Here is a 22,596-nt window from a genome sequence, read left to right as displayed (position 1 = left end):
ACAAATCCTGCGAAAAACGAAGGCTTATACTGAGGACCGCACCCTGATTCAGAGATGATTCTGATTAACTGTAATGAAAAGGTAAATAAACTTATACGCGCTGGAAACATCGTACAGATAGTCTATAGTCAAATGGCATTAAATTTTGCGCCTTAGAACGGTTGGACCGATTGTGGGACCACAAGGGCGTGACTTAAGCAGGAGATAACAATGAAAATTTTCCAACGGTACAACCCACTGCAAGTGGCGAAGTACGTGAAGATCCTGTTCCGTGGACGGTTATATATCAAGGACGTTGGCGCTTTTGAGTTTGATAAGGGCAAGATTCTTATCCCAAAAGTGAAGGATAAACAGCATCTGTCTGTGATGTCCGAAGTTAACCGTCAGGTTCTGCGTCTGCAAACTGAGATGGCTTAACCAAAGTGCTATGCAGTAGTTTAAAAAACGGCTCCCATTGGGAGCCGTTGATGTTTCTGGAGCAGGCAGAATAAGCGAATACTACGCTTTAACGTCTCCCTGAACGTCCGGCAGTTTCGGCACCAGTACGCTTGGTTTACTGTCCAGGCGGGTCACCAGCAACTGATCGATACGGTAGTTATCGATATCCACCACTTCGAATTTGTAGCCCGAGAACTTCACGGAGTCGGTCCGTTTCGGGATTTTACGCAGCATGAACATCATAAAGCCGCCAATCGTTTCGTAGTTACCTGATTGCGGGAACTCGTCGATATCCAGCACGCGCATCACGTCATCGATCGGCGTACCGCCGTCAATCAGCCAGGAGTTCTCGTCGCGCGCCACAATCTGCTCTTCCAGACCCTGGCCGACCAGATCGCCCATTAGCGTGGTCATCACATCATTCAACGTGATGATCCCCACGACCAGCGCGTATTCGTTCATGATCACCGCAAAGTCTTCACCGGCGGTTTTGAAGCTTTCCAGCGCTTCAGAAAGGGTCAGCGTATCCGGAACAATCAGGGTGTTGCGGATCTGCACGCCGCTGTTCAGCGCCATGCTCTGATTCGCCAGAACACGATTCAGTAAATCTTTCGAGTCAACGTAACCAATGATGTGGTCAATATCTTCGTTACAGACAAGGAACTTGGAGTGCGGATGTTCCGCCACTTTGTTTTTCAGGCTCTGCTCGTCTTCATGCAGATCGAACCAGATCACGTTTTCACGCGACGTCATCGATGACGGCACAGTGCGCGACTCCAGCTCAAACACGTTCTCAATCAGCTCATGTTCCTGTTTACGCAATACGCCTGCGAGCGCGCCAGCTTCCACTACCGCATAAATATCATCAGACGTGATGTCATCCTTGCGCACCATCGGCAATTTGAAGATGCGAAAGATCACGTTCGCCAACCCGTTGAAGAACCACACCAGCGGCGTGAAAACGAACAGACAGAAGCGCATCGGGTTGATGATACGCAAAGCCACAGCTTCTGGTGCAATCATACCGATGCGTTTCGGGGTTAAGTCCGCGAAGAGGATAAACATACCGGTGACCAGCGAGAAGGAGAGAATAAAGCTCAACTGCTCAGAGAGTTCCGGCGACATATAGCGAGAAAATAACGAGTTAAAAGCGGGAGAAAATGCGGCGTCACCGACGATACCGCCAAGAATGGCGACCGCGTTCAGACCGATTTGCACCACCGTGAAGAACATCCCCGGGTTTTCCTGCATTTTCAACACGCGTTGCGCATTGAGATTGCCTTCATCGGCCAGCAGTTTGAGCTTAATTTTACGTGAGGCAGCAAGTGAGATCTCGGATATCGAGAAGAACGCACTCACAGCGATCAGGCAAAGAATAATGAAAATACTGTTTAACATATCTTATCCGGCGTCACGCCAGATCCTCGGAAGGGAAGTTGATAAATCCATGTGGTAAAACTTAATGAAAACCGGCCCGTGGAGGTGAGCCGGAAAGTTCAGGGGCTAGTATAGCGTAAGGGCGGGGCAGGCCGCTAGCGGTGGGTAAACGTCGATCTCTTTCTGTTGGCAAGTGAGAAAACCATCAGCGATAAATCATATCAAATGTCGCCGTTGCGTTGACGTCTCCGGCCTCGATGGCATCGCTCAGACGAATCAGCCACGCCTGAAAAGGCAAGGTAATCGTCGTTGAATCTGCATTGCTCAGTAAATAAACCTCTTTTCCGAATGTGACGGGCTGGTAGTTATACATCACTTGTACGCCAACACCGCGAGCGGAGGAACTCTGATTAGGATTATCCAACGCCAACGTCTTTTTTTGACCGTCGGTGGTGGTGCCGTCAAATTTTATGTTCACATTCGTGCCCTGTTCGCAATTTAGAACAATATCAAAGCTTACGGGAGAGGTGGTGTTGCCGGAACGAGGAAGTGATGTGATAGCAATCCCCTGTGATCCTGTTAATGGGACGGTAATATCTTTGGTTTCAATATCACAGCCAACAGATTGCACGAACACCGAGGTTGGATTAAAGGACATTAAATACTGACGGGCAGAGCCAAACACACGTTCAACGCTGTAATTAGTTAAATTCAGGACACCGGTAGTAATTCGTGACCCGGTAGCAATTAATTGAACTTTAAAGTAATTTTGTTGCTTGTAAGCGTAACTCGCCTTAGCTTGCTCAGTCCCATGCGGCCAGGCCATGGGGATTAAATTGGACATATCCTGACCGGCCAGGATTTTTATACCAATGCCAGGATTGTTCGTTTCATAAACATAGGAAGTAGAAATGTCACTTACCGGTGTCTTTGCTGATTGATCGCCTGATTCAACCACTTGATCAGTATAACAATAGATATCCGCCATAGTGGAGGCAGTGATAACGGGGCTTTCCCAAAGAATAGTATCTGCCGGGTTAGTATAATTTAACCTTAATGCAGGTATATTGATTTGCTGTAAAACGGTACTTGTACCGTTCCTCAGGGTACAATCTGCCCATGCTGAGCAGGATAAAGATATTGCACAGACACTAAAGAAAATACGCAGTATCCAGGTCAGTATAAAACGTGAAATCATAATTAATCCGTAAAGTAGTAACGCTAAATCATATCGAATGTCGCCGTTGCGTTGACATCTACGGTCTTAATAGCGCGGTTAAGTCTATTAAACAGGTCTGACAGGACAAGGTCACTTGTGTTGTTATGTGAGTTAATAAATCATATTGTCCAATGAAATAAACAGGTTGGATATTGGATGGAATTTGAATACCGCCCCCTTGAGCAGAGGAGGGTATATCAACATTATCTAACTGAAGCATAGTGTTTTTTCCATTTATCGTCGTACTATTAAATTTTATGCTGGTACGAATCATTTTCAGACAGGTAACATTAATATCGGCGCGTACCGGTGTTGTGGTATCTCCATGAGGAGAAAGAGACGTTATCACGGTGCCACGGACTCATTCTTTATTTCGCATCTTGTCACCTGGCAATATTAATGGCATTCCAGCGAGAGGCGCATTACGGTCGCTTCGCTGTCAGCGCTTTCGGATAATGAGGGGACGTGCGTCTCACAAGTATGATCACTGCCATTTCCCCATAGGGCCACCAGTTTCATCCCTTTGGAGACACCGGTGATATAAACCTGACCATGATCGTCGACGAGGCTGGTTGGGTTCTCTTCCTCTTGCGGGGTTGAGACCAGAGCGCCAAAGGGAACAGTACTATTACCGTGCAGCAATGTAAAAAGCACACGTGCTCCGCTGCGCACTTTATAATCCGCGAGAGCCACTGCACCACGAGTCGGTACGACAGTTTTTACCGGATCGCTAATATCACTATTTCTACTGCCACTGGTATTCAGCGATATAGTGTTTTGCCGATAGGGATTACTGTAAGGAACTACGGCATAACCACGTTTATCCGTATAAATACCTGATGCGCCGCTGACGTTAATATTTGCGGCACCGGGTGCGCGAACTAATGTCATGGTTTCCGGTAAGGTTTGCGCTAAGGTTACACCAAAAGGATGAGCGATTATGCCGCCCTGTGCACTGTAATTCACGCGCTGACTATTATTATCATAACTGTAACCACCGCTCAGTGTACCGGATGAGCCGCGATAAGCGGCATTCATGCTGCCGCTTGTTGCGTTGTTCTGCTCTGAGTATGACTGTTGTATATTGTAAGTTAAGTTATTGTCTTTCAGCGCAATGCCATTAATACCAAGCTGGTGTCCCGCATTGCCTTGCTGTGAAGAGTTAAGTGCATAAGTCGCCCAGGTTTGCGGCAACCATTTATCCAATGGAATACCAATGGTTAATAAATATTGCGTATCCGTTTGGCTGGTGGGCATCTGCGTTTGTGACGCGTTAAATGAGTACGAAACATTATTGAGCATCACGTTATAGCCTAACGTGAAATTACGCTCAGACTTATTCAGTTTCCAGTAATCCTGCTGATAAGCCGACAGATATAAGCTACCCCATTCTCCCAATGCTTGACTGATGTTGATTTGTGCACGGCTCCGGCGGTTATAGAGATCTCTGTAGGAGTACATATCATCGGCTATATCCGCTGAGTCTCGATGGTTAAGTGTTTCCGCAAAAGTGTAAAAATTTGCAGAAGAATAGCGATAACTGGCGATAGTCAGGTTAGTGTTAGTCGCATCTATGTTTTTCGCATACTGAAGACGGTATGACATACCGGTTTCATTTTGATCATCATTAAGCTGGCTTTTGGCCTGAGTGGCATCAAAAGAAATTGAGCCCACAGCGTGCAAATCCATACCAATACCCAGAGCAGCAGACTGATATATATCGGTACCAATCAGCCCACCATAGACAGTCATTCCCCATGGCATACCATAAATAAGCTGAGCCTGGCCGAAATCAGGCGCGTCGGAAACATCATTGCTCTGATATTTGCCGTAGGCCACGCTATAACTATAACTGCCACTACGCAGCATGACCGGTAAGGAGGAAGACGATTGGGTAAAAGTATGTTCGCTGCCGTCAACTTCGGTCACGATAACGTCGAAGTCACTCCCGGATGAAACCTGATTAATATCCCGAATTTCAAACGTGCCAGGAGCGACGTAGGTTTCGTAAATTTTATAGCCATTTTGTTTGATGGTGACTTTAGCATCACTGTGCGCGATACCACGAATCAGCGGCGCAAATCCTTGCTCGCTATAAGGATGCATAGTGGAATCAGAATAGACTCTGACGCCGCGAAACTGAATGCTATCAAAAATGTCCGAAGGTGTGCTGCTGTCCCCGGCTAAAAATTGGCTGCGCAACGTTTTAATATCATGCGTCAACGTTGTTGAAAGCTCGTCCCACTTTTCGCCGGAATAGTTCGATACATTGCGCAGCCGCCATCCGCCAAGATTAGCACCCGAGTTTAAACTTAAAAAATTACTGTTTGTATTTCCGTCGCTACTGTTTCGGGCGTACAACTGTGATCCACTATAATAGTAGCCTAACAGGAGGGCAGGTAAGCCATCATCCCATAATTCGGGTGAGACCGCGTCTTTCGCTTCCTGATTTAAGGCTATCTGTGGTACGCGGATATCCAGACGCTGCGTTTTCTCGCTATAGGTATAACTGGCACCGTCTATATATTGCCCAATATTCCCAATGGTGTCTTCGTCCTTCACTTTTTGAAAGCCTGAGAGCACATCAACGTTGACACCGTAACGACGTAAATCTGCTTTGGTGAGAGCAGGAACAAGTCGGTTTCTATCTGTAGAGAGTTTGTAGTTGATTTCTTTTTTCTCTACATAATTAGAATTAAAATAAATAGTTGATAAAAAACTGCCTTCCAGCATTTCGTTATCGGCAATATACTTTTGCAGGATATTGCTGTCGGCGAGTGGCGTATCATGGCTTAAGGCGTTCAGATTAAACTGGTCTTCCGCAACGGCATAAGTGCTCAAGAGCATTACCGCTAAGGCTAATGCAGAATAAGCAAACCTTTCCGAACGATTTTGACTGCTTATATCGCCTCTGGCCATTCTATTCAACCTTATTTTAATACAGATTCTTTACTCGGTGTGGCGCTGCCGTAATCGCTAATAGCGTTCCATTTGATCACTGAATTCGCTTTTAATGCTGCTGGCAGTGAAATATGCCCATACGGTGCCACCATCATTGTCATGGCTGTTAAGGTATCTTTTGGGGCAGTGACAGGTTTGCCATCAACAGTAATAGAGTTAAATGTCACATAAAAAGGGGTTGGGTTGGTTATATTCAGTGCATTACCCTGCCTTGAAAAATTAATTTTTTCGTAGGCGCTAAAAGCCTCGTTATCCTTAAGAGATGTCGGGCGATAAAAAAGTTTAATGCGCGTTCTGGATGCAATCTGCAATTTACTCTGATCGCGCATGTTTTCAGGCGTGCTGGCGATAAATTTAATATTAGCCCAGAATACGGACTCCCTGTCTTTAGGAAGTTCAGCTCCTTTTTTGGCATAAATAAAATGGAAAATAGTTTCCTGGCCTGCTCCAAGCTTCATAAGAGGGGGGGTAGCAATAAAAGGCGCATCACCTTGATCGTCTATATTACTTACCCATGCCTGAACCAGATGATTCGTTGATGTGTTTTTACTTTGAACAGTCAACTGAACCTCATCACTATTGGATGGGTACACAATACGGGTTGCGCCAACCTGCACACCTGAAATCGCTGGCGCGCACGTTAATATAGATGTTAACAAAAAGGAATTACGTATTAATTTTTTCATCATTCACAAATCATAAGGCAAGCCAGAAAGGCATATCATTCAATATGCCTTCTCTACGCTTTTATCATTAAGGATAGGAAATGGTATAGGTTGTATCTGCCGTGAAATCGCCACCTTTGATATCCGCTGGCGTGACAGTTGCAACAACTTTAGCCTTATAATTAAACGCCAGGTCACTGGCTTCACCGGCTGGCGTGGTTTGTGCAAAGGCCGCATCCGGCTTGTTGTCAAAAACAACTTTTGTACTGGCTGCACTGCCAGTTCCATACATGACAATACCGACACCCGTGGCATCCGAACCTGTCATTGCTTTCAGCTGATCGCTGGTCGTGGCAGTCGCACCAGAGAACGTCAGGTTGATGGTGGTATCGGCTGGACAGGATTTCAGATTAATCACTACGTCCTGGGTTTGCGGATTTTCAGAGCCGATAGCGGCAAAGGTAGTTGCGACCATAGGCGTGAAAGTCACGTTTACCGTCTTTGAATCTGTTGATACTTCACAGGGCGGATTAATAATTTTCCCCTGGAAATGTACAGTTCCCTGATCATCCGTCAACGCAGCATGCGCATTACCGATGGCAACTGATGATAATACCATTGCTGATATTAATTTTAATTTTCTATTCATAGCCTGGCTCCATAGAATAATATATAAGTGATATCGTGATCGTATGTTATTTCCATAAGGTGTATCTATGGGTGGCAATATGGAAAAATCCCATGCTCACTTGAAGTTTTGTAATTAAGTGTTTCTGTTTGAAAATTAAATTATGACATTCTATGTAAACCATTCAAGGAGATTATAATCTAATTTTGGATGAAATTATTATTGCTATATGGTTGGTTTACTTGATTATTACAATTTTGCAGCGAGGTGTTAAAATTTTATATTTGTTATCTACGATGTTGGATGAGCCCATCATACAGACGTTCAAGGGGTAATCGGGCCTGGTGCACGAGGCATGATGGCAACGAATGATTAATTGCAATAGCTAATAAATATATAGTTATTTTTTAGTTATTGCTTTGTAGGGGAAGTGAACAATCTGTTGGTTCAAATGGTATGTAGAGTATTGAAAATAGTTATTAACTATTAGTTTTGTCTATTTGTTTATCTGAAACGCGGCTGGCGATGGCTCATGGAGAGAATGCCATTAATTATCGCTTACGGGGCTGATGAAAAAGAAAGGGTCCCTCAGGACCCTGATAATCTCTATTTTGTTCCAGGCGGTAAACAGACGCCAATCCCGCCGATACCGCAGTAGCCGTACGGGTTTTTGTGCAGATACTGCTGATGGTCTTCCTCAGCGTAATAGAACGGTGTCGCGTTGCTGATTTCGGTGGTGATAGGACGGTCGTCGCCCGCTGCGCGCATGGCTGCCTGGAAACGCTCCAGGCTTGCGCGCGCGGCGCTGTCCTGTTCCGGCGTCAGCGGATAGATAGCCGAACGATACTGAGTGCCGTGGTCATTGCCCTGCTGCATGCCCTGTGCCGGATCGTGGTTTTCCCAGAACACCTGCAGCAATTGCTCATAACTGATGACCGCCGGATCGTACACCACGCGCACCGCTTCGGCGTGGCCCGTTTCACCGGAGCAGACTTCCCGGTAGGTGGGGTTGGGCGTATAGCCACCGGTGTATCCTGCCGCGGTGCTGTAAACGCCAGGCAGTTGCCAGAACAACCGCTCTACGCCCCAGAAACAGCCCATGGCGAAAATGGCGATTTCCATCCCTTCGGGGACATTTGTCATCGAGTGTTCGTTGACGGCATGCAGCGTCGCCACGGGCATCGGGGTATTGCGCCCAGGGAGGGCATCTGACGGTGAAATCAGATGCTTTTTATCAAATAAACTCATGGTGCCGTTCTCCCGAAAATCAGTAATTGGGGTTAAGGTTGTAACAAGACGCGTATTTGCACACAATAACCGTTACGAATACGTCTACAGTAAACATAAGAAATATTTGGGGTGTCGTCTGTTTTTCAACCCCAATTGTTGGGTTTTTGTTAAGCCGTGGAGCGGCGTTATGATTTTTTTCCAGGGGTGGAAATAAGGGATTTCAGGAGAAAAAGTGCCACATATCCGTCAGTTATGTTGGGTGAGCCTGCTGTGTTTGAGTAGTTCTGCTTTTGCCGCGAACGTCCGTCTACAGGTCGAAGGGCTATCAGGAGAACTGGAGAAAAACGTCCGGGCACAACTCTCAACTATCCAGAGTGATGAAGTCACGCCGGATCGGCGTTTTCGCGCGCGCGTGGATGACGCTATCCGCGAAGGGCTGAAGGCGCTCGGTTATTATGAACCGACCATCGATTTCGATCTGCGTCCGCCTCCGGCGAAAGGGCGTCAGGTGCTGGTAGCCAAAGTGACACCCGGTGAACCGGTGCGCATTGGCGGAACAGAAGTCATTTTACGCGGCGGCGCGCGTACCGACAGAGATTACCTGGATCTGCTGAAAACGCGTCCGGCAATCGGTACGGTGCTCGATCATGGGGATTATGACGCCTTTAAAAAATCCCTCACCAGCGTGGCGCTACGTAAAGGGTATTTCGACAGCGAATTTAATAAGAGCCAGTTGGGTATTGCGCTTGATCGCCATCAGGCGTTCTGGGATATCGATTACGACAGTGGTGAACGTTATCGCTTTGGTCACGTCTCCTTTGAAGGTTCGCAGATCCGCGAGGAGTATCTGCAAAATCTGGTGCCCTTTAAAGAAGGGGATGCATACGAGTCAAAAGATCTCGGCGAGCTGAACCGTCGACTCTCGGCGACTGGCTGGTTTAATTCCGTGGTTGTGGCGCCCGAATTCGACAAAGCGCGAAAAACCAAAGTACTGCCGCTGAAGGGTGTGGTTTCACCGCGAACGGAAAACACCATTGAGACCGGGGTGGGGTATTCCACCGACGTGGGGCCGCGCGTGAAGACCACGTGGAAAAAACCGTGGATGAACTCCTACGGTCACAGCCTGACGACCAGCGCCAGTATCTCATCGCCTGAACAGCAACTGGATTTCAGCTACAAAATGCCGCTGCTGAAGAACCCGCTGGAGCAGTACTATCTGGTACAAGGCGGCTTTAAGCGTACCGATCTCAACGATACCGAACAGGACTCCACCACGCTTGCGGTTTCCCGCTACTGGGACCTTTCCAGCGGCTGGCAGCGCGCCATTAACCTGCGCTGGAGTCTCGACCACTTTACGCAGGGGCAGGTGACGAACACTACCATGCTGCTCTATCCCGGCGTGATGATCAGCCGAACCCGTTCGCGCGGCGGACTGATGCCCACCTGGGGCGATTCCCAGCGTTACTCTATTGATTATTCCAACACCGCCTGGGGCTCTGATGTCGACTTCTCGGTCTTTCAGGCGCAAAACGTCTGGATCCGTTCCCTGTACGATCGTCATCGCTTCGTGATGCGCGGCAATCTTGGCTGGATCGAAACCGGTGATTTCGACAAAGTGCCGCCGGATCTGCGTTTCTTCGCCGGGGGCGACCGCAGTATTCGTGGCTACAAATATAAATCCATCTCACCAGAGTACAGCAACGGCGATCTGAAAGGGGCCTCGAAGCTGGTGACCGGATCGCTGGAATACCAGTACAACGTGACCGGTAAATGGTGGGGGGCGATGTTTGTCGATAGCGGTGAAGCGGTCAGTGATATCCGCAAAAGCGATTTCAAAACCGGCGCCGGGGTGGGGGTACGCTGGCAGTCTCCGGTCGGGCCGATCAAGCTCGATTTTGCCGTGCCGGTCGGCGACAAAGAGGAACACGGTTTACAGTTTTACATCGGTCTGGGGCCTGAATTATGAGTTTATGGAAGAAGATAAGCCTCGGCATCCTGATTTTTATCCTGCTGTTGCTGGGAACGGTGGCGTTTCTGGTCGGAACAACAACCGGCCTGCATTTGATCTTCAATGCGGCGAATCGCTGGGTACCGGGGCTGGAAATTGGTCAGGTCACCGGCGGCTGGCGTGATTTGTCGCTGAAAAATATCCGCTTTGACCAGCCTGGTGTAGCGGTTAACGCCGGGGAAGTGCATCTGGCGGTCGGGCTGAATTGCCTGTGGAACAGCAGCCTGTGCGTGAACGATCTGTCGCTCAAAGACATCAATGTGGCGATCGACAGTAAAAAAATGCCGCCTTCTGAGCAGGTAGAGGAAGAAGAGGACAACGGGCCGCTGAATCTCTCCACGCCGTATCCGATCACGCTTTCTCGCGTGGCGCTAAATAACGTCAATATTAAAATCGATGACACCATCGTGTCGGTGATGGATTTTACCTCCGGCTTGCACTGGCAAGAGAAGGATCTGACCCTGAAACCCACGTCGTTACAGGGATTGCTGATCGCACTGCCGAAAGTGGCGGAGGTGGCTCAGGAAGAAGTGGTCGAGCCGAAGATCCAGAACCCGCAGCCGGATGAAAAACCGCTTGGTGAAACGCTGAAAGATCTGTTTTCGCAGCCTGTTCTGCCGGAGATGACGGACGTTCATCTGCCGCTCAATCTCAATATTGAAGCGTTTAAAGGCGAACAACTGCGTATCACCGGCGATACTGACCTGACGGTGTATAACCTGCTGCTGAAAGTAAGCAGCATCGACGGCAACATGAAGCTCGATGCGCTCGATATCGACTCCAGTCAGGGTACGGTGAATGCCAGCGGTACGGCCCAGTTGACCAATAACTGGCCGGTAGACATCAGCCTGAACAGCACGCTGAACGTCGATCCGCTGAAAGGCGAGAAGGTGAAGCTGAAGGTGGGTGGGGCGCTGCGTGAACAACTGGAAGTGGGTGTTAACCTTTCCGGGCCGGTGGACATGGATCTGCGTGCCCAGACGCGTCTGGCGGAAGCCGGCCTGCCGCTGAATCTGGAGGTGGTCAGTAAGCAGATTTACTGGCCCTTTACCGGCGACAAACAGTTCCAGGCCGACGATATCAAGCTCAAGCTCACCGGCAAGATGACGGACTACACGCTGTCGATGCGTACGGCGGTGAAAGGGCAGGATATCCCGCCGGCGACCATTACCCTTGATGCGAAAGGCAACGAACAGCAAATTAATCTCGATAAACTCAGCGTGGCGGCGCTGGAAGGGAAAACCGAGCTGAAAGCGCTGGTGGACTGGCAACAGGCGATCAGCTGGCGAGGCGAGTTGACGCTGGACGGCATCAACACCGCGAAAGAGATTCCGGACTGGCCGTCGAAGCTCAATGGCCTGATCAAAACCCGGGGCAGCCTGTATGGCGGCACCTGGCAGATGGACGTGCCGGAGCTGAAACTGACCGGGAACGTTAAGCAGAACAAGGTTAACGTCAACGGATCGCTGAAAGGCAACAGCTATTTGCAGTGGACCATTCCGGGCCTGCATCTGGAACTGGGACCAAACAGCGCCGATGTGAAAGGCGAGCTGGGCGTAAAAGATCTCAATCTGGATGCGACCATCGACGCGCCGGGACTGGACAACGCGCTGCCGGGACTCGGTGGTACGGCAAAAGGGTTGGTCAAGGTGCGCGGTACCGTCGACGCTCCGCAACTGCTGGCGGATATCACCGCCCGCGGGCTGCGCTGGCAGGAACTGTCCGTGGCGCAGGTGCGTGTGGAAGGCGATATCAAATCGACGGATCAGATTGCCGGTAACCTCAATGTACGGGTTGAACGTATTTCGCAGCCCGACGTGAACATCAACCTTGTGACCCTGAACGCCAAAGGCAGCGAGAAGCAACACGAGTTGCAATTACGTGTTCAGGGCGAGCCGGTCTCCGGCCAGCTCGATCTGGCGGGGAGTTTTGATCGTAAAGAAGAGCGCTGGAAAGGATCGCTGAGCAATACCCGTTTCCAGACGCCGGTCGGGCCATTGACCCTGACTCGCGCCATCGCGCTGGACTACCGTAACAAAGAGCAGAAAATCAGTATCGGGCCGCACTGCTGGGCCAACCCGAATGCTGAACTGTGCGTGCCGCAAACCATCGATGCGGGTGCCAAAGGGCGGGCGGTAGTGAATCTTAACCGCTTTGATCTGGCGATGCTGAAACCGTTTATGCCGGAGGCGACGCAGGCCAGTGGTGTATTTACTGGCAAAGCGGACGTTTCGTGGGACACCACCAAAGAAGGGCTGCCGCAGGGTAATGTTACGCTCTCCGGGCGTAACGTGAAGGTAACGCAGACGGTGAACGATGCGCCGCTGCCGCTGGCGTTCGATACCCTAAACGTGACAGCCGATCTGCGCAACAATCGAGCAGAACTGGGCTGGCTGATCCGCCTGACCAATAATGGTCAGCTTGACGGACAGGTGCAGGTGACCGATCCGCAGGGGCGTCGTAACCTGGGCGGCAACGTCAACATTCGCAACGTGAATCTGGCGATGGTCAACCCGATCTTCGCGCGCGGCGAAAAGGCGGCGGGGATGCTGAGCGCTAATCTGCGTCTGGGCGGCGATGTACAGAGCCCGCAAATGTTTGGGCAACTACAACTAAGCGGGCTGGATATCGACGGCAACTTTATGCCGTTTGATATGCAGCCGAGCCAACTGGCGATGAATTTCAACGGTACCCGCTCGACGCTTGCCGGGGTGATACGAACCCAGCAGGGGCAGATCAACTTAAGCGGCGACGCGGACTGGAGTCAGATCGACAACTGGCGTGCGCGTGTGGCGGCGAAAGGCAGCAGGGTACGTATCACCGTACCGCCGATGGTGCGACTGGATGTTTCTCCGGATGTCGTGTTTGAAGCGACGCCGAGTCTGTTCACTCTCGATGGCCGGGTGGACGTGCCGTGGGCGCGTATTGTGGTTCATGACTTGCCAGAGAGCGCGGTGGGCGTCTCCAGCGATGAAGTGATGCTCAATAACGACCTGCAACCTGAGAAGCCGCAGAGCGCCGGGATCCCGATCAACAGCAATCTGATTGTGCATGTGGGTAACAACGTGCGGATGAATGCGTTTGGTCTGAAAGCCCGTCTGACAGGCGATCTGAACGTGGTGCAGGATAAGCAAGGGCTGGGGCTGAACGGACAGATCAACATTCCGGAAGGCCGTTTCCACGCCTACGGTCAGGATCTGATTGTGCGGAAAGGCGAACTGTTGTTCTCTGGACCGCCGGACCAACCGTTGCTGAATATCGAAGCTATTCGTAACCCGGAAGCCACCGAAGATGACGTGATCGCGGGTGTTCGCGTCACCGGAACGGCAGATGAACCGAAGGCTGAGATCTTCTCTGATCCGGCAATGTCGCAGCAGGAAGCGCTCTCTTATCTGTTGCGCGGCCAGGGTCTGAGCAGCGATCAGAGCGACAGCGCGGCGATGACCTCCATGCTTATTGGCCTGGGGGTTGCACAAAGTGGTCAGGTTGTGGGTAAAATCGGGGAGACATTTGGCGTAAGCAATCTGGCACTGGATACTCAGGGGGTGGGCGACTCCTCCCAGGTGGTCGTCAGCGGATACGTACTGCCAGGTCTGCAGGTGAAATATGGTGTGGGTATATTTGACTCACTGGCGACACTCACGTTACGTTATCGCCTGATGCCTAAGCTATATCTGGAAGCCGTGTCTGGCGTAGATCAGGCACTGGATTTGCTCTATCAGTTTGAGTTTTAGCAATGCGAATATTTGTCTACGGCAGTTTACGAACCAAACAAGGCAACAGCCACTGGATGACCAACGCCCAGTTGCTGGGCGATTACAGTATCGATAACTACCAGTTGTATAGCCTGGGCCACTATCCAGGCGCAGTTCCGGGGAACGGAACGGTACACGGTGAGGTTTATCGTATTGATAACGCCACTCTGGCCGAACTGGATGCGCTGCGCACCCGCGGCGGTGAATACGCGCGCCAGTTGATCCAGACGCCGTATGGCAGTGCATGGATGTACGTGTACCAGCGCCCGGTGGAGGGATTAACACTGATCGAAAGCGGTAACTGGTTAGACAGAGACCAGTACTGAGTAGCGCGCAGGGTAGGCCTGATAAGCGTAGCGTCATCAGGTATTTCCTTGTTTGCCAGCACTTTTATCACGCCACCTTCGGGTGGCGTAGTTTTTTGTGTCGGTGACTCGCGTTTACGGACACAAAAAAGCCCCGACATGCGGGGCTTCGCTCGACAGGACGAATTACTTCTTCGCCGCACGCTCGAAGGAGGCAACGATTTCAGCTTTCGCCGCTTCAGCGTTGTCCCAACCGTCGACTTTCACCCATTTGCCTTTTTCGAGATCTTTATAGTGCTCGAAGAAGTGCGTGATCTGCGCTTTCAGCAGTTCCGGCAGGTCGTTCACATCGTTGATGTGATCGTACTCTTTGCTCAGCTTGGTGTGCGGTACAGCAACCAGTTTCGCATCTTCACCGGATTCGTCGGTCATTTTCAGTACGCCAACCGGACGGCAACGGATAACGGAGCCTGGCTGCAGCGGATACGGGGTCGGGACCAGTACGTCAACCGGGTCACCGTCCAGGGACAGGGTGTGGTTGATGTAACCGTAGTTGCACGGATAGAACATCGCGGTGGACATGAAGCGGTCAACGAACAGTGCGCCGCTCTCTTTGTCGACTTCGTATTTGATCGGATCGGCGTTAGCCGGGATCTCGATAACAACGTAGATATCTTCCGGCAGGTCTTTGCCCGCAGGGACGTTGAGTAAGCTCATGTCTGTTTCCTTTAACTGTGTCGTAAACAAGTGGCGAGTATTATAGCTATCTCGCGCTGAATGTCTCCGCCTGATTTCGTTTTCACTCGTCTCCCGCTGGTCTTTTCAGACCACTCGCATGACAGAAAAATCCATATCTTCAGCCGCTTTTTTCATAGGTAAATGAAAGCGATTACAAACTTGTGATTAACGTTCTATTTACTTTTTTGAAGTGTGATGTAACGCAATCCGTTACATGTTCGATTGTCTATAGTTTTTTCGCGACTGTTTCTTAACCAACAATAACCTACCCTACGAGGACACAGTTATGTGGAAGCGCTTACTTATCGTCACAGCAGTTTCGGCAGCCATGTCGTCTATGGCCATGGCCGCCCCATTAACCGTAGGATTTTCGCAGGTCGGCTCTGAGTCCGGCTGGCGCGCCGCAGAGACCAACGTGGCGAAAAGCGAGGCCGAGAAGCGCGGCATCACGCTGAAAATCGCTGACGGTCAGCAAAAGCAGGAAAACCAGATTAAAGCCGTGCGTTCCTTTGTCGCTCAGGGCGTCGATGCCATCTTTATTGCGCCGGTAGTGGCAACAGGGTGGGAGCCGGTGTTGAAGGAAGCGAAAGATGCTGAGATCCCGGTCTTCTTGCTCGATCGTTCTATCGATGTCAAAGACAAATCTCTCTATATGACCACCGTCACTGCTAACAACGTGCTGGAAGGTCAACTGATCGGCGACTGGCTGATCAAAGAGGTGAACGGCAAGCCGTGTAATGTGGTTGAGCTGCAGGGTACCGTCGGGGCCAGCGTGGCGATTGACCGTAAGAAAGGGTTTGCTGAAGCCATCGCCAAAGCACCAAACATCAAAATTATCCGCTCTCAGTCCGGCGACTTTACCCGTAGTAAAGGTAAAGAGGTGATGGAGAGCTTTATCAAAGCCGAGAACAACGGCAAGAACATCTGCATGGTTTATGCCCATAACGATGACATGGTGATCGGGGCTATTCAGGCGATCAAAGAAGCGGGGCTGAAACCGGGCAAAGATATTCTGACCGGTTCTATTGACGGCGTACCGGACATCTACAAAGCGATGATCGACGGTGAAGCGAATGCCAGCGTTGAACTGACGCCGAACATGGCAGGCCCGGCCTTCGACGCGCTCGAGAAGTTCAAGAAAGATGGCACGATGCCTGAGAAGGTCACGATCACCAAGTCGACGCTGTATCTGCCGGATACCGCGAAAGAAGAGTTAGAGAAGAAGAAAAACATGGGCTACTAAGTTCAGACCCTTTCTGGGGGCATACCTAACACCGTAGGCCTGATAAGCGAAGCGCCATCAGGCAAAGGTTCTGCCGGATGGCAACGTAACCGCCTTATCCGGCCTACGGGCCTCCAGAGCCACACTCTTGTCGCGGAGGGCTATTATGATCGCGGAACAACACCAGGAGATCCTCCGTACAGAGGGATTAAGTAAATTCTTTCCTGGCGTCAAAGCGCTGGATAACGTCGATTTCAGTCTGCGTCGCGGCGAAATTATGGCGCTGCTCGGTGAGAACGGGGCCGGAAAATCCACGCTCATCAAAGCACTGACCGGCGTCTATCATGCCGATCGCGGTAGTATCTGGCTGGAAGGCAGTGCCATCTCCCCCAGAAATACCGCACATGCCCAACAGCTGGGCATTGGCACGGTGTATCAGGAAGTGAACCTGCTGCCGAATATGTCGGTGGCGGATAACCTGTTTATTGGTCGTGAACCGCGTCGATTTGGCCTGCTACGGCGCAAAGAGATGGAAAAGCGCGCTACGGCGCTAATGGCGTCTTACGGTTTTTCCCTCGACGTGCGCGAACCGCTGAACCGCTATTCGGTGGCGATGCAACAGATCGTCGCGATCTGCCGGGCTATCGATCTTTCCGCCAAAGTTCTGATCCTTGATGAACCTACCGCCAGTCTCGATACGCAAGAGGTTGAGATGCTGTTCGGCTTAATGCGGCATCTGCGCGATCGCGGCGTGAGTCTGATCTTCGTCACTCATTTTCTTGATCAGGTTTATCAGGTCAGCGATCGGATCACCGTCCTGCGTAACGGCAGTTTTGTCGGCTGCCGGGAAACCCGCGAGCTGCCGCAGATTGAACTGGTCAAAATGATGCTGGGACGCGAGCTGGACACTCATGCGCTACAGCGTGCGGGACGTACCTTATTGAGCGATAAACCGGTGGCCGCGTTCAAAGGTTTCGGTAAGAAAGGGACGATCTCCCCGTTCGATCTCGAAGTACGACCTGGTGAGATCGTCGGTCTGGCGGGACTGCTTGGATCCGGGCGCACCGAAACGGCCGAGGTGATTTTCGGTATCAAACCGGCGGACAGCGGCAGCGCGCTGATCAGAGGAAAACCGCAGACGCTGCGATCCCCTCATCAGGCATCATGCCTGGGGATCGGTTTTTGTCCGGAGGATCGCAAAACGGACGGTATTATTGCCGCCGCCTCGGTGCGCGAAAACATCATCCTGGCATTGCAGGCCCAGCGCGGCTGGTTGCGGCCGATTGCACGCAAAGAACAAAACGACATTGCCGAGCGGTTTATCCGTCAGCTTGGCATTCGCACCCCCAGCGCAGAACAGCCGATCGAGTTTCTCTCCGGCGGCAACCAGCAAAAAGTGCTGCTATCGCGCTGGCTGCTGACTAAACCACAGTTTCTGATCCTCGATGAACCGACGCGAGGGATCGACGTAGGCGCGCATGCCGAGATCATCCGCCTGATCGAAACGCTGTGCGCCGATGGTCTGGCGCTGCTGGTGATCTCCTCGGAGCTGGAGGAACTGGTAGGCTATGCGGATCGGGTGATCATCATGCGTGACCGCAAACAGGTGGCGGAGATCCCGCTGGCTGAACTGTCCGTTCCGGCGATCATGAACGCCATCGCGGCGTAAGGAGACTCTTGTGATGCCCCAATCTCTCCCGCAAACCACGCCGCCAAAGCGACGCTTTCGCTGGCCGACCGGTATGCCGCAGCTGATTGCGCTGCTGCTGGTGCTGTTGGTGGACAGCCTCGTCGCCCCCCACTTTTACCAGATTATCTTGCAGGACGGTCGTCTGTTCGGCAGCCCGATCGATATCCTGAATCGCGCCGCTCCCGTCGCGCTGTTGGCGATAGGGATGACGCTGGTTATTGCCACCGGCGGCATTGACCTTTCCGTTGGCGCGGTGATGGCGATTGCCGGCGCCACGACCGCGGCGATGACCGTCGCCGGTCACAGCCTGCCAGTGGTCCTGCTTGCCGCATTGGGGACCGGCGTGCTGGCTGGCCTGTGGAACGGCGTCCTGGTGGCGATCCTCAAAATTCAGCCGTTTGTCGCCACGCTAATCCTGATGGTGGCGGGTCGCGGCGTGGCGCAACTGATCACCTCTGGACAGATTGTCACCTTCAACTCGCCCACGCTCTCCTGGTTCGGCAGCGGCTCGCTGTTGTTGTTTCCCACGCCGGTGATTATCGCGCTGATCACGCTGCTGCTGTTCTGGCTATTGACCCGGCGAACGGCGCTCGGGATGTTTATTGAAGCGGTGGGGATTAACATCCGGGCAGCGAAAAATGCCGGCGTCAACACACGAGTCATCGTTATGCTCACCTATGTGTTGAGCGGGCTGTGCGCAGCAATTGCCGGGATTATCGTCACGGCGGATATTCGCGGTGCCGATGCCAACAACGCCGGCTTGTGGCTGGAGCTGGACGCCATTCTGGCGGTGGTGATCGGCGGCGGTTCCCTGATGGGCGGGCGCTTTAATCTGCTGCTGTCAGTGGTGGGCGCGCTGATCATTCAGGGGATGAACACCGGGATCCTGCTGTCCGGGTTTCCGCCGGAGATGAACCAGGTGGTCAAAGCCATCGTGGTGCTGTGCGTACTGATTGTGCAGTCACAGCGCTTTATCAGTTTGCTAAAAGGAGTGCGTGGTCGTGATAAAACGTAATTTACCGTTAATGATCACCCTCGGGGTTTTCGTGCTGGGCTATCTCTATTGTCTGACGCAGTTTCCCGGCTTTGCCTCCACGCGCGTGATCTGCAACATTCTGACCGATAATGCCTTCCTGGGGATCATCGCCGTGGGGATGACCTTTGTGATCCTCTCCGGCGGGATCGATCTCTCCGTGGGATCGGTGATCGCCTTCACCGGCGTATTCCTGGCGAAGGCCATCGGCTACTGGGGGATCTCGCCGTTACTGGCGTTTCCGCTGGTGTTGGCGATGGGCTGCGCGTTTGGCGCGTTCATGGGGTTGCTGATTGATGCGCTGAAGATCCCGGCGTTTATCATCACGCTTGCCGGTATGTTTTTCCTGCGCGGGGTCAGTTACCTGGTATCGGAAGAGTCGATCCCGATTAACCATCCCATCTATGACACGCTTTCCAGCCTGGCGTGGAAAATCCCCGGCGGTGGGCGTCTGAGCGCGATGGGCCTGCTGATGCTGGCGGTGGTGGTCATTGGGATTTTCCTCGCGCATCGCACCCGGTTTGGCAATCAGGTGTATGCCATTGGCGGGAATGCGACATCGGCGAACCTGATGGGGATTTCCACCCGTAGCACCACGATCCGCATTTATATGCTGTCAACCGGGCTGGCGACGCTGGCCGGGATTGTCTTTTCTGTTTACACCCAGGCTGGCTACGCGCTGGCGGGAGTGGGCGTAGAGCTGGATGCGATCGCTTCGGTGGTGATCGGTGGTACGTTGCTGAGCGGTGGGGTCGGTACGGTTCTTGGAACGCTGTTTGGCGTGGCGATTCAGGGGCTGATCCAGACCTACATTAACTTCGACGGCACGCTCAGTTCATGGTGGACGAAAATTGCCATTGGCGTTTTGTTATTTATTTTCATTGCGTTGCAGCGCGGTCTGACGGTGCTTTGGGAAAATCGACAGAGCTCGCCGGTAACACGAGTCGGCCCGGCCGCGACGCCGAAGTGAGACACAGATTTTACTTAAACACCTAAACTTTTTCCGGTTGTTGTCGATAGTTTCTGTATATCTTACAACCGGAAAATAACGATGCCAAAATCCCTCTCCCTACGAAATACCCTGTTGGTTTTATTGTCGCTTATTACCCTGTTACTGCTGCTAACAGGCAGCATGGGGATTTACGCCTCCACGCGAATCATTACCTCATGGATTTATTACGGAGTGATGACCGCGACGACGCTGACGGCCATCGCCCTGTTGGCAGTGGTCTGGCTGTTATTGCGTAATAAGCTGCTGAAACCGCTCGATAATGTGGTTGAACAACTGGAACGCCTGGCAACGGGAGATTTGTCGGCGGCAGAAAGCCGTTATGCCAGCGCCGAGTTTAATCGCCTGCAGGCCGCGCTTGAAGGGATGCGCATGGCGCTGAGTGAATCTGTCAGACGCGTTCGCGATGCCAGTTCGCAGATAGACACCGGCAGTCGTGAACTGACGGCGGGCAATATTCATCTGGCGACACGCACCGAATCGACGGCGACCTCGCTGGAACAAACTGCCGCCAGCATGGAGGAGCTTACCGCAACGGTGAAACAGAATGCGGAAAACGCCGATCAGGCGCATCAACTGGCGAAATCGGTTTCTGATACCGCCGATCGCGGCAGTGAAATGGTCTGTTATGTCATTGAAAAAATGCGCGACATTTCCGGGAGTGCTAATCGTATCGCCGATATTCTTGGCGTGATCGACGGGATTGCGTTCCAGACCAATATTTTGGCGCTGAACGCCTCGGTTGAAGCGGCGCGCGCGGGAGAGCAGGGACGCGGTTTTGCCGTGGTGGCGGGCGAAGTGCGCAATCTGGCCAGCCGTAGCGCGGAGGCCGCAAAAGAGATTCGTACGCTGATTGGCGACTCGCAGTCACAAGTGGGAGAGGGCAGCGATCTGGCGATGCAGGCAGGCGAAACGATGGATGAGATTGCCAGCGAAGTCATGCGGATGACCAAACTGATGCGGGAAATCGCCAGTGCGTCGCAGGAGCAGAGTCGCGGTATCGAACAGGTGAATATCGCGGTGAGTCAGATGGATGAAACGGCGCAGCAGAATGCGGCGCTGGTACAACAGTCTTCTGCGGCAACCCGTTCCCTGGAAGAGCAATCGCATGCGCTGATTGAAGCGATGGCGTCGTTTAAATTGCAGACCGCCTGACAGAAAAACGCCTCTCCGGGGAGAGGCGCTTAGTGTGTAGTTGGATAAAGCGTCAGCCTATCCGGCAAGGGTTTTAGGCGTCCGGGAATTCCCGGATAAAGCGTTCTACATCTTCAACCATATGGTTGTTGCCGACGAAGAACGAACGACGCTGGTGCAGGCTTTCCGGCGTGATATCCAGAATACGCTCTTTCCCGTCGCTCGCCTTGCCGCCCGCTTGCTCCGCAAGAAACGCCATTGGGTTGCACTCGTACAGCAGACGCAGTTTACCGTCCGGGTGGCTGGCGGTGCTTGGGTAAAGGTAGATCCCGCCTTTCAGCAGGTTACGATGGAAGTCAGCAACCAGTGAGCCGATGTAGCGCGAGGTATACGGGCGCTGCGTGGATTTATCCTCTTCCTGGCAGAACTTGATGTACTTCTTCACGCCATTCGGGAATTTGATGTAGTTGCCTTCGTTAATGGAGTAGGTGTTGCCTTTCTCCGGGAAGCGCATCCGCTCCTGACACAGGCAGAACACACCCAGCGACGGATCGTAGGTAAAGGCGTGGACGCCGCAGCCGGTGGTGTAAACCAGCATGGTGGAAGAGCCGTAAACCACGTAACCCGCAGCAACCTGCTTGTTGCCTGGTTGCAGGAAATCTTCTTCCGTGACCGGCGTGCCGACAGGCGTCACGCGGCGGTAGATAGAGAAAATGGTCCCGACAGAGACGTTAACATCGATGTTGGACGATCCATCCAGCGGGTCCATCAGCACCACGTATTTCGCGTGTTCACAGCCTTCGAAAACGACGATTTCATCTTCTTCTTCAGAGGCAATACCCGCGACAATATCACGCGCCTTGAGTGCAGCTTTCAGTTTTTCGTTCGCGAACAGGTCGAGTTTCTGCTGAACCTCACCCTGTACGTTCTCAGCACCGCTGGCACCCAGGATATCGACCAGACCGGCCTTGTTGATATCGCGGTGGATGATCTTGGCGCCCAGCTTTATTGCCGACAACAACGCAGTGAGCTCACCTGTAGCATGAGAGAACTCGTGCTGCTTCTCGACAATAAATTCACCTAACGTTTTCATAACACTTTCCCTGCAATTAATATGGAGTAAAGCGACCGTAACAATCTTAACAAATATTTCAGTGGCTGCGCTCAGGTGAATCGCGCCAGCA

General features: G+C 52.0%; 17 protein-coding genes. 9 read left to right on the top strand and 8 right to left on the bottom strand.

Going from position 1 to position 22,596, the window contains the following annotated elements:
• The first annotated feature begins 210 nt into the window (after positions 1–210).
• Complete coding sequence (locus HVZ37_RS19635; protein WP_004857160.1) at positions 211–417, top strand: DUF1107 domain-containing protein; 207 nt, start codon at positions 211–213, stop codon at positions 415–417.
• Between the two features lie 81 nt (positions 418–498).
• On the opposite strand, the gene HVZ37_RS19630 is transcribed toward HVZ37_RS19635, so the two are convergent.
• From HVZ37_RS19630 to msrA, 6 genes are all read right to left on the bottom strand, one after another.
• Complete coding sequence (locus tag HVZ37_RS19630; RefSeq protein WP_042999204.1) at positions 499–1,836, bottom strand: hemolysin family protein; 1,338 nt, start codon at positions 1,834–1,836, stop codon at positions 499–501.
• 184 nt (positions 1,837–2,020) lie between these two features.
• Positions 2,021–3,013 carry a fimbrial protein gene (locus tag HVZ37_RS19625; protein WP_181627902.1) on the bottom strand — a complete coding sequence of 331 codons (993 nt, stop codon included), beginning with the start codon at positions 3,011–3,013 and terminating at the stop codon, positions 2,021–2,023.
• A 417-nt stretch (positions 3,014–3,430) separates the two neighbouring features.
• The gene (locus HVZ37_RS19620; protein ID WP_061069562.1) at positions 3,431–5,953 is read right to left on the bottom strand and encodes a fimbria/pilus outer membrane usher protein; all 2,523 of its coding nucleotides are present in this window, start codon (positions 5,951–5,953) and stop codon (positions 3,431–3,433) included.
• A gap of 11 nt (positions 5,954–5,964) precedes the next feature.
• Complete coding sequence (locus HVZ37_RS19615; RefSeq protein WP_051642297.1) at positions 5,965–6,684, bottom strand: molecular chaperone; 720 nt, start codon at positions 6,682–6,684, stop codon at positions 5,965–5,967.
• Positions 6,685–6,748: 64 nt separating this feature from the next.
• Positions 6,749–7,309 carry a fimbrial protein gene (locus HVZ37_RS19610; protein WP_042999205.1) on the bottom strand — a complete coding sequence of 187 codons (561 nt, stop codon included), beginning with the start codon at positions 7,307–7,309 and terminating at the stop codon, positions 6,749–6,751.
• A 585-nt stretch (positions 7,310–7,894) separates the two neighbouring features.
• Positions 7,895–8,536, bottom strand: coding sequence for a peptide-methionine (S)-S-oxide reductase MsrA (msrA, locus tag HVZ37_RS19605; protein ID WP_042999206.1), 642 nt, complete (start codon positions 8,534–8,536; stop codon positions 7,895–7,897).
• Positions 8,537–8,750: 214 nt separating this feature from the next.
• Here msrA and tamA point away from each other — a divergent pair, with 214 nt between their 5' ends.
• From tamA to HVZ37_RS19590, 3 genes are read left to right on the top strand one after another with little or no spacing between them, the layout of a single operon-like run.
• A complete protein-coding gene (tamA, locus tag HVZ37_RS19600; protein WP_061069563.1) occupies positions 8,751–10,484 on the top strand; it encodes an autotransporter assembly complex protein TamA in 1,734 nt (577 codons plus the stop codon).
• Positions 10,481–14,260: an autotransporter assembly complex protein TamB gene (tamB, locus tag HVZ37_RS19595; protein ID WP_181627901.1), complete on the top strand. Its 3,780-nt coding sequence runs from the start codon at positions 10,481–10,483 to the stop codon at positions 14,258–14,260. The genes tamA and tamB overlap by 4 nt, the downstream gene beginning before the upstream one ends.
• A gap of 2 nt (positions 14,261–14,262) precedes the next feature.
• Positions 14,263–14,607 (top strand): gamma-glutamylcyclotransferase, encoded by a 345-nt coding sequence (locus tag HVZ37_RS19590; RefSeq protein ID WP_042999209.1) that lies wholly within the window; start codon positions 14,263–14,265, stop codon positions 14,605–14,607.
• A gap of 165 nt (positions 14,608–14,772) precedes the next feature.
• On the opposite strand, the gene ppa is transcribed toward HVZ37_RS19590, so the two are convergent.
• Positions 14,773–15,303 carry an inorganic diphosphatase gene (gene ppa / locus HVZ37_RS19585; RefSeq protein ID WP_042999210.1) on the bottom strand — a complete coding sequence of 177 codons (531 nt, stop codon included), beginning with the start codon at positions 15,301–15,303 and terminating at the stop codon, positions 14,773–14,775.
• Positions 15,304–15,610: 307 nt separating this feature from the next.
• On the opposite strand from ppa, the gene ytfQ reads away from it, so the two are divergent.
• From ytfQ to HVZ37_RS19560, 5 genes are all read left to right on the top strand, one after another.
• Positions 15,611–16,567, top strand: coding sequence for a galactofuranose ABC transporter substrate-binding protein YtfQ (gene ytfQ / locus HVZ37_RS19580; RefSeq protein ID WP_042999211.1), 957 nt, complete (start codon positions 15,611–15,613; stop codon positions 16,565–16,567).
• Between the two features lie 145 nt (positions 16,568–16,712).
• Positions 16,713–18,215 carry a galactofuranose ABC transporter, ATP-binding protein YtfR gene (gene ytfR / locus HVZ37_RS19575; protein WP_042999212.1) on the top strand — a complete coding sequence of 501 codons (1,503 nt, stop codon included), beginning with the start codon at positions 16,713–16,715 and terminating at the stop codon, positions 18,213–18,215.
• Between the two features lie 13 nt (positions 18,216–18,228).
• Entirely contained in the window at positions 18,229–19,251 is a 1,023-nt protein-coding gene (gene ytfT / locus HVZ37_RS19570; protein ID WP_042999213.1) for a galactofuranose ABC transporter, ATP-binding protein YtfT, read from the top strand.
• A complete protein-coding gene (gene yjfF, locus HVZ37_RS19565) occupies positions 19,238–20,239 on the top strand; it encodes a galactofuranose ABC transporter, permease protein YjfF (RefSeq protein WP_042999214.1) in 1,002 nt (333 codons plus the stop codon). Before ytfT ends, yjfF begins: the two co-directional genes overlap by 14 nt.
• Positions 20,240–20,320: 81 nt before the next feature.
• The gene (locus HVZ37_RS19560) at positions 20,321–21,433 is read left to right on the top strand and encodes a methyl-accepting chemotaxis protein (protein ID WP_072200586.1); all 1,113 of its coding nucleotides are present in this window, start codon (positions 20,321–20,323) and stop codon (positions 21,431–21,433) included.
• A 73-nt stretch (positions 21,434–21,506) separates the two neighbouring features.
• Here the strand turns inward: HVZ37_RS19560 and fbp are convergent, their stop codons facing one another.
• Complete coding sequence (gene fbp, locus HVZ37_RS19555) at positions 21,507–22,505, bottom strand: class 1 fructose-bisphosphatase (RefSeq protein WP_042999215.1); 999 nt, start codon at positions 22,503–22,505, stop codon at positions 21,507–21,509.
• Positions 22,506–22,596: the final 91 nt, after the last annotated feature.

The organism is Citrobacter sp. RHB35-C17 (assembly GCF_013816795.1).
Taxonomy (GTDB): domain Bacteria; phylum Pseudomonadota; class Gammaproteobacteria; order Enterobacterales; family Enterobacteriaceae; genus Citrobacter_A; species Citrobacter_A amalonaticus.
The sequence above is the reverse complement of the archived record's forward strand: the minus strand, read 5'-3'. Positions and strand labels throughout refer to the sequence as shown.